General features: G+C 27.2%; 14 protein-coding genes. All 14 read left to right on the top strand.

Annotated elements, in window-relative coordinates:
- Positions 1 to 315 precede the first annotated feature (315 nt).
- The gene (locus B8978_RS04625) at positions 316 to 1,008 is read left to right on the top strand and encodes an iron-sulfur cluster assembly scaffold protein (RefSeq protein WP_084114209.1); all 693 of its coding nucleotides are present in this window, start codon (positions 316 to 318) and stop codon (positions 1,006 to 1,008) included.
- Positions 1,009 to 1,029: 21 nt separating this feature from the next.
- Positions 1,030 to 2,028, top strand: a complete 999-nt coding sequence (locus B8978_RS04620; protein WP_084114207.1) for a GGGtGRT protein — start codon at positions 1,030 to 1,032, stop codon at positions 2,026 to 2,028.
- A gap of 798 nt (positions 2,029 to 2,826) precedes the next feature.
- A complete protein-coding gene (locus B8978_RS04615) occupies positions 2,827 to 6,633 on the top strand; it encodes a KAP family P-loop NTPase fold protein (RefSeq protein WP_084114205.1) in 3,807 nt (1,268 codons plus the stop codon).
- A 491-nt stretch (positions 6,634 to 7,124) separates the two neighbouring features.
- Positions 7,125 to 7,316: a hypothetical protein gene (locus tag B8978_RS04610; RefSeq protein ID WP_084114203.1), complete on the top strand. Its 192-nt coding sequence runs from the start codon at positions 7,125 to 7,127 to the stop codon at positions 7,314 to 7,316.
- Positions 7,300 to 8,268: a hypothetical protein gene (locus tag B8978_RS20060; protein WP_207651867.1), complete on the top strand. Its 969-nt coding sequence runs from the start codon at positions 7,300 to 7,302 to the stop codon at positions 8,266 to 8,268. The genes B8978_RS04610 and B8978_RS20060 overlap by 17 nt, the downstream gene beginning before the upstream one ends.
- Before the next feature lie 93 nt (positions 8,269 to 8,361).
- On the top strand, positions 8,362 to 8,973 hold the full coding sequence (locus B8978_RS04600; RefSeq protein WP_084114201.1) for an exonuclease SbcCD subunit D C-terminal domain-containing protein: 612 nt from the start codon (positions 8,362 to 8,364) through the stop codon (positions 8,971 to 8,973).
- 74 nt (positions 8,974 to 9,047) lie between these two features.
- A complete protein-coding gene (locus tag B8978_RS04595) occupies positions 9,048 to 10,136 on the top strand; it encodes a HEPN domain-containing protein (RefSeq protein ID WP_084114199.1) in 1,089 nt (362 codons plus the stop codon).
- 631 nt (positions 10,137 to 10,767) lie between these two features.
- A complete protein-coding gene (locus B8978_RS04590) occupies positions 10,768 to 11,166 on the top strand; it encodes a hypothetical protein (RefSeq protein ID WP_084114197.1) in 399 nt (132 codons plus the stop codon).
- 51 nt (positions 11,167 to 11,217) lie between these two features.
- Complete coding sequence (locus B8978_RS04585) at positions 11,218 to 11,739, top strand: hypothetical protein (protein ID WP_084114195.1); 522 nt, start codon at positions 11,218 to 11,220, stop codon at positions 11,737 to 11,739.
- A 715-nt stretch (positions 11,740 to 12,454) separates the two neighbouring features.
- Positions 12,455 to 12,586: a hypothetical protein gene (locus B8978_RS20365; RefSeq protein ID WP_278326777.1), complete on the top strand. Its 132-nt coding sequence runs from the start codon at positions 12,455 to 12,457 to the stop codon at positions 12,584 to 12,586.
- Positions 12,587 to 12,928: 342 nt separating this feature from the next.
- A complete protein-coding gene (locus B8978_RS04580) occupies positions 12,929 to 13,642 on the top strand; it encodes a hypothetical protein (protein WP_084114193.1) in 714 nt (237 codons plus the stop codon).
- Positions 13,643 to 13,732: 90 nt separating this feature from the next.
- Complete coding sequence (locus tag B8978_RS04575; protein ID WP_084114191.1) at positions 13,733 to 14,392, top strand: uracil-DNA glycosylase family protein; 660 nt, start codon at positions 13,733 to 13,735, stop codon at positions 14,390 to 14,392.
- A 126-nt stretch (positions 14,393 to 14,518) separates the two neighbouring features.
- Positions 14,519 to 15,508, top strand: a complete 990-nt coding sequence (locus tag B8978_RS04570) for a DUF7669 domain-containing protein (RefSeq protein ID WP_084114189.1) — start codon at positions 14,519 to 14,521, stop codon at positions 15,506 to 15,508.
- Positions 15,509 to 15,539: 31 nt separating this feature from the next.
- Positions 15,540 to 16,832 (top strand): PDDEXK-like family protein, encoded by a 1,293-nt coding sequence (locus B8978_RS04565; protein ID WP_084114187.1) that lies wholly within the window; start codon positions 15,540 to 15,542, stop codon positions 16,830 to 16,832.
- Positions 16,833 to 16,835: the final 3 nt, after the last annotated feature.

Raw genomic sequence — 16,835 nt, 5'->3', positions numbered from 1 at the left:
ACATAAAAAATTATAGCATGGGTAGAAAATATAGTCAAGTTAAAATTTTCATGGTATGAATAAATGTTAAAATAGAATGTTAAAAAATATACATATTTATTTTGAATTATAAAATTTTACCATATATAATAATAAAAAATATTATATATCAAGGTTTTTTATAAAAATATATTGTTACTGAGAGCTTTATTTGCTAAAATTAAATAGGTTACAGTAATTACTTACGTTATTACTTTATATTGCTATGTCATGTAGCACATTTTTTTTGTTAAAGGATTAACGAGTAAAGTATTTGTGTAGGAAGGAGAAATAATAATGATTTATTCAACAGAAGTATCAAGTATGATGTGCGTTGCTAAAGGACCTAACCACGGACCAGCACCAATACCAGAAGAAGGAAAATGGGTACAAGCTAAAGAAGTAAAAGATATATCAGGTTTAACACATGGAATAGGTTGGTGTGCTCCACAACAAGGTGCATGTAAACTAACTCTTAATGTTAAAGATGGTATCATCGAAGAAGCATTAGTAGAAACAATAGGATGTTCAGGAATGACTCATTCAGCTGCAATGGCTTCAGAAATATTACCAGGAAAAACAATTCTTGAAGCATTAAACACAGATCTTGTTTGTGATGCTATAAACACAGCTATGAGAGAATTATTCTTACAGATAGTATACGGAAGAAGTCAAACAGCTTTCTCTGAAGGTGGATTACCAATAGGAGCAGGTCTTGAAGACTTAGGAAAAGGACTTAGAAGCCAAGTTGGTACAATGTACGGAACTAAAGCTAAGGGTACTAGATACTTAGAAATGGCTGAAGGTTACGTTAAACATTTAGCACTAGATGCTAACAACGAAGTTATAGGTTACGAATTCGTAAACTTTGGTAAAGTTATGGATATGATTAAAAAAGGTGTGGACGCTAACGAAGCAATGGAAAAAGCTACTTCAAGTTATGGTAGATTTGCAGAAGCTGTAAAAGTTATCGATCCAAGACACGAATAATAGGTAAGGAGGAAAAACGTAATGGCATTATTTGAAAGTTATGAAAGAAGAATTGACCAAATTATACCTGTATTAAAGGAATACGGCATTAACTCTATAGAAGAAGCTAAGGCTGTATGTGATGAAAAAGGTATAAATGTATATGATATAGTTAAAAAGATTCAACCAATTTGCTTTGAGAATGCGTGTTGGGCTTACACTGTAGGTGCTGCAATCGCTATTAAAAAAGGATGTACTAAGGCTGCTGAAGCTGCTGAAGCAATAGGATTAGGTTTACAAGCTTTCTGTATCCCTGGATCAGTTGCAGATGACAGAAAAGTTGGACTTGGACACGGAAACTTAGGAGCAATGCTTTTAAGAGAAGAAACAAAATGTTTTGCATTCCTTGCTGGACATGAATCTTTTGCTGCAGCAGAAGGTGCTATAGGTCTTGCTTTAGCTGCAAACAAAGTAAGAAAAGAGCCTTTAAGAGTTATACTTAACGGTCTTGGAAAAGATGCTGCATTTATAATCTCAAGAATAAACGGATTTACATATGTTCAAACTAAGTTCGATTATTATACTGGAAAATTGACTATAGTTAAAGAAACAGCTTACTCAAACGGAGACAGAGCTAAAGTTAGATGTTATGGCGCTGATGACGTAAGAGAAGGTGTTGCTATAATGCATAGCGAAGGCGTTGACGTTTCTATAACAGGAAACTCAACTAACCCAACAAGATTCCAACACCCAGTTGCTGGAACATACAAAAAAGAATGTATTGAACAAGGTAAGAAATACTTCTCAGTTGCATCAGGTGGTGGTACTGGAAGAACTCTTCACCCAGACAATATGGCAGCAGGTCCTGCTTCATACGGTATGACTGATACTATGGGAAGAATGCATTCAGATGCACAATTCGCAGGTTCATCATCAGTTCCAGCTCACGTTGAAATGATGGGTCTTATCGGAATGGGTAACAACCCAATGGTTGGTGCTACAGTTGCTGTTGCAGTTGCTATTGAAGAAGCTGCTAAATAAGCGGACAAGGTGTATACTTAAAATAAACATCTCCATCTAATAATAAACCTCGCTAACTTTCTAAAAAAGTTCGGGTAAAATAGATAGGGATTGGTTAAAAAGTACGATTTAAAAGCATGGAAGAAATGCAAGAGAAAATCTTGTGTTCTTTCATGCTTTTTTTACTTTTAGCTCTACATAGAGGAATATTGATGGTATTAGCTTGAGACTAAGAGTGATTCTATATTTGAAGAAAGCAAGGAAAGAACCAGTTATTTTAAATTGTGGATAAGAGTTCAAGATGGTGGAAAGGAGGATAGAGGGGATGAGTTTTGGGATGGTTTTTTATTTGCTAACATAGATAGGAGAATTCTAAATAAAATTTAAGCATTAAGTGTGAGAAATATTGTTAAAATTCACCAACGAAGAAAAAGTTTTAAAAAGCATAATAGATTTTGATATAAATAGTTAAAATTCACTCTGTATATGAAGAAGATAGAAAATAAATAAGTAATAAAAATTGTACTTAAAGTATATTAAGGACTTAAATATAAAAGTTATAGGTAAGAGAGAAAACTTAAAATTATTATTTTGAGGTAGTAATGATAATTATAGTAACTGAGGATAAATAAACCAATAAAGGACGTGGTTTATAAGTGAAAATAAAATTTCAAGTATTTGTTTAGTATAAAATATAAATATGTAAATGCTTTTATTTTGTATTAAATGGATAGATAATGAAAAGATATGGTGCATTGTGGTATTATATAGATTATGGATATATAGAATTTGTGATTATGTGTTAAGGGAGAGATATAATTGGAGTTAGAAAAATTTTTTATTAAAGATTCTGCTATTAATAAAAAACAAGATGATGCTTTTTCTTATATAGATTATGTTAATAACTTAAAAAAAGTTATAGAGCATAATGAACCACCATTTAACATTGCTATTATTGGTAAATGGGGAGTGGGAAAGAGTTCAATTGTTAATTTATTAAAAGAAGAATTAAAAGGAAAACATGAATATAAAATTCAGGAGATAAATGCTTGGAAGTATGAGAATACATCGCTTAAAAAGGCATTTATAAAACACTTATATAAAAATCTTAATGGGAATAAATATGATTTGGCACAAGATCTAATGAACTTATTAAATCCAAGTATTGATATTAAAGAAAAAGAAGAAACATTTTCTGATTTTATTAAAAAGGGTGTAATTAGAACAGTAGCCTTCTTATTATATTTTATATTATTAAGTGTGATTTTATATTGTATATTAATGTTATTTGATTTGTTTAATTATTGGATTTCAAATAGTGGAAAATCATTAGGTGAGGTATGGAAAGATTATATTAATCCTAAAAGTAATATAAATGTATATGAAACATTAAAATCATTTAAAGATAAAATGTTCATCCCTTTAGCAATATTGGGAATTGGCGAAATTGCCAAGTTTGTAAGTGCTTATAAGACTAAAAAAGTAGTAAAGTTTGAAATTAATCCTGCAATTGAAAGTACTGATGAATATGAAGAAAAATTTATAGAAACTTTGTCAAAGTATAAAACCCAAAATAGATATTTTAAAAAACTTATAGTTGTTATAGATGATTTAGATAGATTAAGTCCTAAAAAAATAGTAGATGCACTTGACGCAATAAAAGCATTTGTAGAAGTTAAGGAATGTATATTTATTGTTCCATTTGATGACTCAATATTGAGAAAAGCAATAAATTCTAAAAGGTTGTATGATTTTAGTTCATTAGATGGAGAATCTTATTTAGATAAATTATTTCAGTTTAAGCTTATTTTACCTCCGCTTATAGATTTGGATATGAAAGAATATGCTTATAATCTATGTGTTAATGAAATCCCTCAAATATTTAATTTGTGTCCAAGTTTTAAAACAATACTTGAAGAAATTCTAATTTATCCATATGTAAGAACTCCAAGACAAATAATAAAAATAATAAATACTTTTGTTAGTAATTTGCTTATTGTAAATAGTAGAGAAAATAAAAAGTTAGAGCCAAACTTAATTACAGACAAGACAGGATTAAATATATTAGCTAAAGTTTCTGTTTTACAGTCAGACTTTCCAGAGTTTTATGAACATTTATTACAAGACAATAATTCTATATCAAAGCTATTGAAAAAATATAATGAACAAGAGGATAAAGATATAAATAGTTTTGGAATGAATAGTATTGATACATTTAATGCATTAATAAGTTTTTTGATAAAAACAGAATATATTTATACAGATAATTTGGCACCTTTTATTTATTTGGGACAAGATTCATTAGGACTAAGTGCAGGAGATGAAAAACAACGTTCTATAAGGAAATATTTATTAAGTGGTAATGATGTTGCTTTAATTAAGTATTCAGAAAATAAAGTTATAGCTGATATTGATACAAGAATAATAATGCAAGGAATAAATGAAGCTAAGACTGTGGAATTACAGCAGGTATTAAAAGTTGCGATGCAAATAGTAGATTATATAGGGGAAGAATTAATTGAAGAGTTTTCAAATTTAATATCAAATAAAATTAATATTATAAATGAACTCAATATTGAATTTAGATATTGGCAGATAGACTTTAAAAATTATTTAACTGTATATAGAAAGGCTGTTGAAAAAAAAGGAATTGAGAAGGCATTAAATACAGTAATTAAATTGGTTTTTGAGCATAATAAAGAATGGAAAAGGAAGAATGGGGCAGAATATGATGAAGAATTATTTGCTGATATTATAGAGAACTTGATAGAAGAGTGTTTAAGTAATGAGAATATTTTAAGTGATGATGTTAAATTGAAATTGAAGACGTTTATTAATAACGAAAATTATCCAGTAGAAATTATTATTTCGATTTATAATAATCATAGAAATTTAATCAAGGAGTATTTTTCTGATAATTTTTATAATAGATTGTGTGAATATATGGGGAAAGAAGATATTGCTGATGAGGTAAATACTATAAAAGCCTTAGAGGAAATTGCTGTTACAATAAGAGAAATTGATATAGAAAGATTTTCAAAACCATTAACAAATGTAATCATTAATGAAATGAATGCCTTAAAGGTTTGCGAGTTATTGATTCCAGTAGCAGGAGAAGTTAAAATTGAAAATGCTATAAATTTAGTTAATGAATTTATATCTTTTGATTATTCTGAAGTTGCTATTGGAAAAATTATTCAAATTATTGCTGGACTAAATTGGAAAATAGATAAGATTGATAATGATAAGTTTAATAAGTTTATTATAAAAAGTTGTGAATTTAATTATCTTGATCAAGTGAATGATATACTGGTTAGGGAAATATCTCCAAATCAGTTTGGATTGTTAATAAATGCTATTGAATATATTGTAGATAAATGGTTGGTAAATGGTAGCTATGATAAAGTTTGTGATAGTATTGTATGCAATTTTACATTGGAACAATTAAATAATATAGTTAATAAGATAAAGAATGTTGTTGGAGCTGTAAGCAATGCTATAGCTGTGGATAAATTTAATAGATGTGTTTCAATTATAGGGATTTTGATAAAAAATAATAATCAGAGTCATAAATTACTGTCAGACATGGTAAGTAGTATGATAATTTATTATGGTAATAACTATAATTATGTAAGCTCATATCCGCAGTGGGCAGAAGCTTATACAGCGGTGATTGGGGCTACTAAGGGTGTAATTAGTGAAGCTAATTTAGAGACATACGTAGGGTTTCTTGTTAATTATGTTGCTTCATATAAGCCTGACATTATGATTAAAGGTTTTTATTATTTAGGTGAAAGTATTCCAAAACGTTATGTAAAAGATTCAATTAATAGAATTATTTCTTATGCAAAAACATTTGATACACAGACTATGGGAATAAGTTATTTAAAAAGTATAGAGAACTTTATTAAAGGAGATAAGGATAATGTGTCCTTATATGCAAAATTTCTAATAAGTTGTATAGGTGTAGATACAAATACTGTTTTATCTAATTTAAATGACTTTTACAGTTCCATAGGAAAAGAAAATTTAATTAATGCAGTTAAGTTTTTAATGAGCGACAATACATATGATAGAGATTTAGCTTTTCGTGTAGTAAATAAATTTTTTGATAAAGAGAACAAAAGCGAGTTTATAAAGGAAATTTTATTATTAGAAAATAGCGATAATTCTCTTGAGTTTATAAGAAACTTGTTAGATTACAATAATGAATTATTGTATAAGGAAGTGTTAAGTGATTTAATTAATGGTATTACAGACCAAGAAACTATAGTTTATTTATTAAACTTATTAATATTATCAAGTTATTATAAAGAGAAATTAGATAAAAAATTAATAGCCAACCTAATAAATTATATTTGGATTAAATTCGGAGACAGTGAGATAAATAAAATGTCAGACATATTAATTAATAAATATAATAATTTTAAGTTTAGAAATGCAAAGAGCATTTTAACTCAAAATATTATAGTAGTATTTAAAAAGTCAAATATGGAAACTAAGAAAAAAGTATTACAAATTGCAGATATGTTTGATTTTAATATGACATTTAAGAAAGCATCAAGAGAAGCTAACTTTTCGGATGATGAAAAAAGTCTAATAAAAGAAATATTAAGAATAGTATAATGTTATTTATAATAATGCTCTATATTTTTTAAATAAAGTTCTTTTATGCAAGAATCAATACAATGGAAGAAAGTCTGAATTTAGATATGGAGATAAAGGTCAATGTTTTAGTGTGATTTTGCCAAGAGTTAGGCAAGGTTCAATCATCAATTGAATAAGCTTAAATTTATAAGAAAAAAATAGAATAAAAGGCAAGATAAAAGGAAAGATTTTATTTGAATTAAATAAGATCTTTTCTTTTTATGTGGTTTTAATTAACGGATAAATGGTATTATTTATAAAAGAGATAATTAATTAAAATGGAATGTTGAATTAAGCAATTTGCATGTAAAGTATCATTTTGTAAATTAAATTTAGATACTATATGTGAGTTATTGCTAATGCAACATTCCCATTTTATTTTTTTGTGGTAAATTTTTATGGAAAAAATGGTTAAACATGTAACATGGTAGTATAATGTATTATATATTTGTATTTTAGGAGGAGCTGAATTGGAAAGAGATTTTAGATATTTGAGGGACAAGTATGGAGATGCAGGTGCTCGTGAAGTATTTGAAAAGATATGTGTTCAATTAATGCAGTTAAAATTTAAGGATGCCTATCCCGTAGATGTATCACAGGGAGATGATGGCATAGATATTTTTGTTGGAGATTTTTCAGATAGTATTGATGTGTATCTATGATTATATTTTATGTCCAAGTTGTTTACAGCCTATAAATAAGAATGATGATTTGCATACATGCGGTCTGTGTGGTAGAGAAAAAACTGAATTAGAAATAGATGAGATATTACAACTGAAACAAGATAAGAAAAAATTCAATAAAAAGCATAAAGAATTAGTTGGATTTATAAAAGGTGAAGAAGAAAATCTGAACATTCTCATAAAGAAAAATTCTGAATTTAAGGCTGATCTGCTAAATTTAGAGAAGGAGCTATTATATTTGCAAAAGGATTATATAAATCCGTATATTGAGCAAATAGAGCAACTAAATTATGAAATTGGTGAATTAAATAGAGTTTTAAGAGAATTGGATAATGACCATAAATTATTTGTTGAATTAGATAGAATAAAAAAGCTATGTGATGGTAAAGAGAAGTCAATCAAAGATTTAAAAGAAAAAATAAAAAAGACTGAAAATAGTTCTGTTAATAAAGATGACCTAATTGATGATTTGTCAGGGTTATTAAGTGAAATCTTAGATGCGTTTGAATTCCCTAAATTAGAAAATGCATATATTGATGGAAAAACTTATTTACCTTATGTAAGAGGTAGGCTATATAGAGACTTGGGAAGTTTAGCAGGTGTTACTTTGATAACTATGGCATACTACTTAGCAATTACTATTAAGGCAAGAGAAGAAGATTTTAATCATTTAGGGTTACTTATAATTGATTCGCCAAGAAAGAATTTAGGAGCTAAGGCAAGCGAGGAAGGTTTCAAAGATGAAGAAATATTTAGTTCAATAGTTAGATATCTTGTGAAAGTGAATAAAGACTACGGGGAGGATATTCAATTAATTGTTGTTAATAATGGCTATCCAACTTTTCTTAATAAAGTTAATATTGTTAAGGAATTTGATGGAGATGGTACAAAGGGACTTCCATATGGATTGATAGATGATATAAAAGCTTAATATTTATCATTTTAGAGAAGCATAAAGATAGTTATATTTTTTTATACTTGATATTGTTTGAAATATATAAGTTTTATAGAAAGAAGGAGACATATGAGTATTGCTATTAAAACATATAAAAATAAATTCCAATATAACCTTAATAAAAATGAAATTATATTAACTTTAAATATTCCTTCAGATGAAGTTAAGTTTTTATTTGAAACAGCTTATGGAAAGCAGTTTTATGCTAAAGATGAGCAAGGAATTCAAGGAGAAGATGTTGCTAAAAATATAAGTAATTTGTATAAAATAATTAGTAAAACGGCTACTGATAAATTTGTTTCATTAGCGGTCAGAACGGATTTTGACAATGCTGGGTATTATAGCTGTTATGGTGATGTAGTAGTTCTTGTCGATAAGAAACGAATAAGTGATGATGTTGTTATATTTAATGGTGATGTAAAAGATATTGCAAAAAAAGTTATGGAAACGGATAATCAAGAAAAGTGGGTTGAAATTCATTACATGAATGAGCCAAATTTATATGAAAGGTTAAAGAAATTATTTGAAAATGCAAATTCAATGGAACAGAAAATTCCAAGAAAAATGGGAAAATATTTTGAGGCAAGAATGCAAAGAGCACTTACACCAGAAGATATATTGGAAATATATATTGATGAAAAGAATGTGATAATAAAAAAATATGTGCAATCTGTAATATAGTAATGTAAATGTGAAATTTTTTTAGTCTTATTTTTATAACAAAATAATTGAATTTATGTAAGTTGGAGGTTGAAATGAACAGTAATGAAAATTTTTTAATTTTACCACTTCAGGGAGCTGTATTAAACGAGGATGTTAATGTTTTTTCAGACTTATATATTATAAATGGAAATAGTGATGCGAAAATAGATAAAATATCAAATCTAATGAATTCAGATAGAGAAACAGTAAAAAAGATGCTGATGCATATGATTAATAGTAGGTCGAATGATTTTTTGAAATCTCCAGTTTTAGTTTATAAAACAAAATTAAAAAATATTAATTTATTTAGGGATTATGTTCTTATAGCATATTACTTAATTGCTATTTTAAATGCAGTATATTTTGCATATGTATACCCTAAGAATAAAATTGATTTAGTTAGTTATATGTTCACAAAAAAAGATAGGTTAGAAGAGTTTAGAGTAGATATCAGAAAAAAAAATAATCATGTATTAATATGCAATGATTTTTGTAAAAATTTCATGTGTTATCCATTAAATTTTAATTATGAATGTTATCATGAGTTGGATTGGATTAATAAAAACAATAATAAGAATACAATAAAAGAAGTATTAGACATAATATATAAGAATGATGATTTAAGTAAAAGATTTTTAAGAGGATTTAGATTTTTTCAAAAGGCAATATTAACCGAAAAAGAAGCAACTTGTTTTAATAATGAGATAAAATCAGATGAAATATTGCTTCTACATATAGTGTTAGAGTGTTTACTTATAAAAGATACTTTTGCAAAAAATAACTCATTAAAGATTAGAAAATATATATCAAGAATAATTACATTAAATGATTATAAAAGCAAGGATGTATTTAATTTGATTAGAAATATGACAACAAGTAGAGGTCAGTATGTACATGAAGGAAAATATTATAAGGAAAGTAACGATAAATTAAGCAGAATATTGTATATGAGCGATGAAGAAATTGATAATTATATGAAAAATAAAGACTCCATTAATAATATCCCAAATTTAGATTTATTTAAAATTGTGGTTGCGAAAGTTTTGATAGATAACACTATTGAAATAAGTAAATTGAGTGATAATTGTTATAATGAGACAACTTGGTTTGATAAAGTTGAGAAAGTAATTAAAGACAGATAGACGGGAAGAACACGTTTATACCTCTAGAAAAAGTATTTTAACACATGTCTATTGAAGTTGCTGGCTTATGGTAGGTGAAAATTCATAAGTTTTAATTTGCTGTAGAATTGAATTTATAGAGCCCAATAAAAGTTGTAATACAGATGGAAATACTTTTGTATTAAATGATGAAAATGAGGATGCAGGATCATAATGGTTCATTTGATATAAATTAGAGTATATGATATGTACTTTATTGCAAGCATAGTAGATTTCTGTAGATATATAAATGATAATATTGAAAATCATGTTATAGTATCATATAAAATAAATTATAATAAAGGTTAGTAGCTTTAATTTAATAAATTAAATTTTAAATAAAAGAATCAACATTTGAACCGAAAATTGGTTTTAATGTTGATTCTTTTGGGTTCAACTTAATAAAATGGATCTATTAGTTGATTAGACAAGAATATAATTTAAGAGTGGGAGCTACATAAACCAAAGGAGATAGTAAGTAAACAGATAAACAATAAACAATAAACAAAAGATAAACAATAAACAAAAGACAAAGTTGAACAATTTTAGCTTTTATGATACAATAATTTTAGAAACAAAATATATTAAATAATTGATTTTTAGGAGGTAGAAAATGACTAATAATTTAAAGTTAAGGCCTCGTATGATTTATGAAGAAACTGGGTTACAAGGAAATGTTAATGTAGTAGTAAGTAATATAACTGTATTTAAGACGTATGATTTAATTCTGATAAATAAAGATTTTTCATTAAATATCGGAAGACAGACATTAGCTATTTATGGTGTAATATCACATATATTAAATGGTGGAGTAAGTGGAAGAAGCTTTAGAGATGTGAAAAGCATAAAAGTTCTTGGTATAGCTCATGATAGAATAACGCTTGAAGTAATAGAAAACGGTATTAACTACCATAAGTATTTTGGTAGGATTCTTGCTAATACGTACTCGCTAAGAAATTTTTGTGATCAAAATGATCCAAGTAGAATGTTTGAGTGGATACAAATACATTGAAGGTGGATGATATGTATCCACCAAAAAATAAATATGATAGGAGAAATTTAAATGATTATATATAAATTAATGTTATTTATGGCATTTCCAGTTGCTAATATTTTTAATTTTAGAAACAAAGTCGGCGAAATTGAAGAAGCTATAAAAGCTTTTAATGAGAAGTATACAAATAAGAAACAGATAACACTTATTGAAATAGGTGAAGATAACTTATTAATAGAATTAAAATCACAAATGGAGTTAAGAAATCCAACAAAAGAAATCTCAGCTTTTTCAAAGATTCTTTACCATAATTATGGATGGGAAGATTTTTCACAAGTAAAAAGTAGATTGTTTAATGTAAGAGATATAACTGATAGCAATTCAAACAAGGATATGGAGACATATGATATTAATAATATTGGTTTGAATTCTAATGTATCAAAAATCCATAGTGAAACTGCATTTAATATGTTTGCACAATTAATAATGAATGAGAAAGACGTAGTAGAATTAGATAATTATATTAGACAACTTAATAAACTCTTAGTTAGTGCTAAAGCAATGAAACAATTTTTGGAAAGCGAAAATTAGTTTGTGAGGTTAGTGAACTGCATTTAGAATAATTAAAATTGAATTCGTTATTTATTAATCAGAATTAGAAGGGATATAATAATAAAAAACATAAATGTAACTCGAAAGTTGTTTTTATATAAAAAATTACAGGAAATATGGTATGAATATTAATACAATACATATATGAAGTGATGAAACTTTAGATAAGGCAAAGTATCTTTTGAATTTTTGTAAGAAAAGTGGACTTGATGTTTAGTGTTTTAAGTCCAGAACTATAAAGTATTTATTTAGTTTTTAATCTATGTAAAAAACTAAAAAACCTCCCCATCTGTAACTCAAAATTCCCAAACTCATAAAAAAGTTTGGGAAAAATATATAGGGATTGGTTAAAAAGTACGATTTAAAAGCATGGAAGAAATGCAAGAGAAAATCTTGTGTTCTTTCATGCTTTTTTATTTTTAGCTCTACATAGAGGAATATTGATAGGATTAGCTTGATAATAATATTGGATGAAAGAAAAATAGACCTGATGAGGGATTGATTGAGAAAAAGTAGGATTTCAGAAGCGTGGGGGACGAGAAAGCTCCGCAGGAGCTTTCGAGATTACACTATGATGATTGGGACGTGGATTGATTCCATATTTGAAGGAAGCAAGCAAAGAACCAGTCATTTTAAACGTGCTTTTGGATAAATAAGGGTGGATTTATGCCTGATATTTTTGGGGAACTTTATTATGATACAGATTTTGGAAAGAGGGCGTGAGGGTAGGTGGGAGAAGGAACGAGAGGCTGTGGAAAAAATTAGGATGTTTCCGGGAACTTTATTATTAGCAATCAGTTATCTAATATCAATAAAGTTTAGTTAAAACTACTAAAGTTTGATTAAACATATAATATAGTTTATTATCGGCTGAGCAGTCATGAAGGATTTCTTCTTCATTGGCTGCTTAGCCTTTTTATTTTCCTGCCTTTACTTCTGAGATACCAGCCATAAATAAATAGAATTCCATACAGATTTTTATACAGAAAACAAATCATATGGAATAGTTGTTTTCTATATAAAAATTTTATTGTTAGATGTACAACACAATTGGTCTAAAATATAAAAAATGTATATTTTATGTTAAAATAATAAGGACATATTGATTTGAACTACAATAAAGAATAGAATTAGTATAATGATTTTTTTATTGTTAGGAGACGGTTAAGTGAAATATGAATTTAATTTTATGTTGGATGAAAAAATGTACAAACAATCAAATAAAGAAGGTCGTGAGGCAATAAAAAATATAAAGAAAAATAAAATTATCCAGAACAATATAATTACCGCGCTCATTGGGTTAGTAGTTTCAATAATAATATTTTATTGCGTGTCAGGGTTTAATTTAAATACAACAGCTTTATATATAATATTGGTATTTGTAGTGCTTTTTTTGTTCTATAGATTAGGTATAAAAAATCAAACATATTTTTTGAAACAGAAAAATTATATAGAAGGTAATCATCATATAATTGTTAATGAAAAAATTATAAAAAGAGAATTAGATTATTGCAGTTTAGAGTATAAATGGGCATTGATTAAAGATGTATTAATTACAAGTAATTGCATTTTTGTAGTATCAGTTGAAAATAAATTTATTTTTGTACCTAGAAGTGTATTTGAGGATTATATTGAGTTGAAAAAATTTCATAATTTTGTGAAAGCAAATATTAATAATTTAAGTTATGAGAACTCAATTAAAGATTACGTTAAAAAAATGGGAGGTAGTATAATTTCTATAAAAAGAAACACAGATGATAACACGCCATTTTTTAAGGAAACTAGAGATAAAATAATTTATAAATTTGAATATAAGATAAATGATGAAATTAAAGAGGGATGGGTTATGTTTGGAGGTATTAGAGCAGATTGGAAAGTATGATTTCTAGTATTTCAAGCATAGTAAAAGTTACTTATATAAATAGGTAGCTTTTATTATTTTATAAACTTAGATTAATGGATTGAGGATATTATGGATAATTTAGTAGATAATATGTTAAACTTTTATGATGAAATTAGAAATGTAAATCAATTAAAGCAGGAAAATGTAACTGTTCTCAATGAATTTATCAAGAATGAAAAATTCATTAGAAAATTTTATGAGGAATATATAGATAATAATATAGTCGATATTAAAGTGGTAATGTGTGGTATTAATCCTGGAAGATATGGAGCAGGAAAGACGGGAATACCTTTTATAGATTTTAATTCTTTGTCAGAGCTTTTATTAAATGTGCAAAGGAATGATAGTGAAAGAAGTGCAGAATTTTTTTACTCTGTTATTAAAAAGTATGGGGCTAAAAAATTTTACTCTAATATATATGTTACCAATATTTGTAGTATAGGGTTTGAAAAAGAAAGCAAAAATTATAATTATTATCAGTTGCCTGAAAATATAAAAGAGATAATTAATACGAACTTTTTAGATAAAATGAAAATAGTAAACCCTAATGTAATAATACCATTGAGCAAAGATGTAGAAAAGACTTTAAAATATATAAAGTCTAATGGAAAATTAGAAGGAGTTTTAATTGATAGTAGGCTTAATCATCCTTACTTTTGCTCAATAAAAACTAATTGGGAAAAAGAATTTAATAACTACAGTAATAAATTAGATAAATATATATTATAGAATAGGTTAGGATATGTTAATAATGGATTTTAAAAGTATTGCTCCTTGGGAGCTGTTACAAAAGAAAATGACATGGGAACAACTAAAATTTATACATAATAAAAGAGTACAATAGGGGTGGTATAAGTGGGGCTTTATAAACTAAAAACTATGGATGAAAATATAGAAACAGGAGTATTAGAAAAAGTAAAGACTGATTCGATAGATTATGAAAAGGATTTTGAAAATTGGCTGGAAAACAGCCCGTCTGTATTATTAGATGATGATGCAGAAAGTACAGTTTTTTGGATAGGTAGACAAGTATCGGCTACAGTTGGTGAAACTGATAAATATCCTGATTTAATTGGTATTGATGCTTCAGGGGATTTGGTTATAGTTGAATTAAAAAAAGGAAAAACTCCACGAGAAGTTGTTGCTCAAATTCTAGAGTATGCTGCTTGGGGTGCGGCATTAAAATATGGAGATTTAAATAAAATATCTCAAGATTATTATAGAACTGATAACTCAATGGCAAATAAAAGTCTTATTGAGTTATACCATGAGGTGTTTTTACCAGATAATGATGAAGAGGTTAAAATTGATTTTAATAAGAATCAAAAACTATATATAGTTGCTGAACAAGTTTCAGCAATAGTTAAACAGGTTGCAGTATATTTGAGGGAAAAGTACGGTGTAAATGTCTATTGCATGGAATATGAGGTATTAAAGACACAGCAAGAGGAATATTTTATTTCAACTGAAAAAATAGTTGGTTATGATGATATTACTTCTTCAATCAGCAAGAATAAAATATCAGGAACATCAGCGATAAGATGGAATGAACCAATTAAAATAAAAACTGTTATAAGTGATGCTGTAAATAAAATTACTAATGGTAAAGAAACGGCTGTTTTTACTCCAGCAGAAGTTTATAGTGAATTAATAAAACAATATCCAGATATTAATCAAAGTACAGTTAGATGCCAGGTAATACAAGATTGCGTGAATCATACATCAAGAAAACACTATCCTAGTGGTCAAAGAGATTTATATTTTAGATCAGAGAAGGGGAGATACAGATTGTATAATGCTGAGAAGGATGGGAAATGGGATTGGCAAGGTAGAAGAATAGAATAATCATTATTTTTTATAGGTAGGAGATAATTTTATGAACTTGGGAAGTACACATACATCTGAAGGACAAACATTAGATGTTAGAAAAAATATTATTCAATTATTCAATTCAAAAGAATATCACGAATTGAAACTATATTATGGAAACAAAAGTTTCTTTGATATTTTAGGGATTATGAGAAATGAAAATGTTCATAGTGATTTTTTAGCCTGGATACTAGATACTGAAGCAAATCATGGCTTAAATGAATATTCAATTAGAAAATTTCTTGAGATGGTAGTGATGTCTTTATTTGATTGTAAATACGCTAATAAATATAATGACCTGTTTCCGGAATACTTAATAGATTATATTATTACTGGAAATTATCATGTTTCTGATGTGAAAATCGAAAGAGAAAAGGTTATAGATAATAATAAAAGAATAGATTTATTTATAGATTTAACTATAAAAATTAAAAGTAATTCTGATGAAAATATTAATGTGAAAATAATTCTCGAAAACAAAGTATATTCAAAAGAGCATTCTGATCAGACAAATCAATATTATGATTGGGCTGAAAGAAATTTTAAGGAAAATAGTGAATTAGTATATATTTATCTGACTCCAACTTCAAACAGAGAATTATTGGAATTAGAGGATCAACATAGCCAATGTAAAAAATATATACAAATTAATTATCAATACTTAGTAGATTATGTATTAGAGCCGTGTAGAATGCAGCAAATTTCAGACGAGGCAAAGTCGCTTATTGATAATTATTTGAGATGTCTGAGTTACCCATCACTTGATGAAGAAAGTATTAAGAATGGAGGATTAGTAATGGCAGTAAGCGAACGAGAAAAAAGATTATTGCTTGATTTTTGGGAAACAAATAAACCACTTCTTTTAGCAATGTTAAATGTATTAAAGGATGATGATAGTATTGATGAACAAGAACGTCAAAATATGGATAGTATGATTAGTACTATTTCTAATAAGTCAAATAAAGATTTTACAAAATATAAATTTAAAGGAAATGTATACGGGAAAAATAGGCTGGTTTTGGCTGTTGTGAAAGAATATTTATCATCTAGTAATGTTACATATGATGAACTTAAAGATATTTTTCCAGATAATATACAGGGAACCTTGGGAGTTTTTCAAAAAGTAGAATATGCGGAAAATAAAGATAGAAGAAGATATTTCCTGAAGCTAGATGAAATTTTAGTTACGAAAGATGGTATTAGAATAGCAGTTTGTACACAATGGGGAATGCCTAAAATAGACGGCTTTATAGATGCTGCAAGCAGATTAGGATATGAAATAGAACCGACAAATTTGTAGAAT

This window comes from Clostridium acidisoli DSM 12555, assembly GCF_900176305.1.
GTDB lineage: Bacteria > Bacillota > Clostridia > Clostridiales > Clostridiaceae > Clostridium_I > Clostridium_I acidisoli.
The sequence above is the reverse complement of the archived record's forward strand: the minus strand, read 5'-3'. Positions and strand labels throughout refer to the sequence as shown.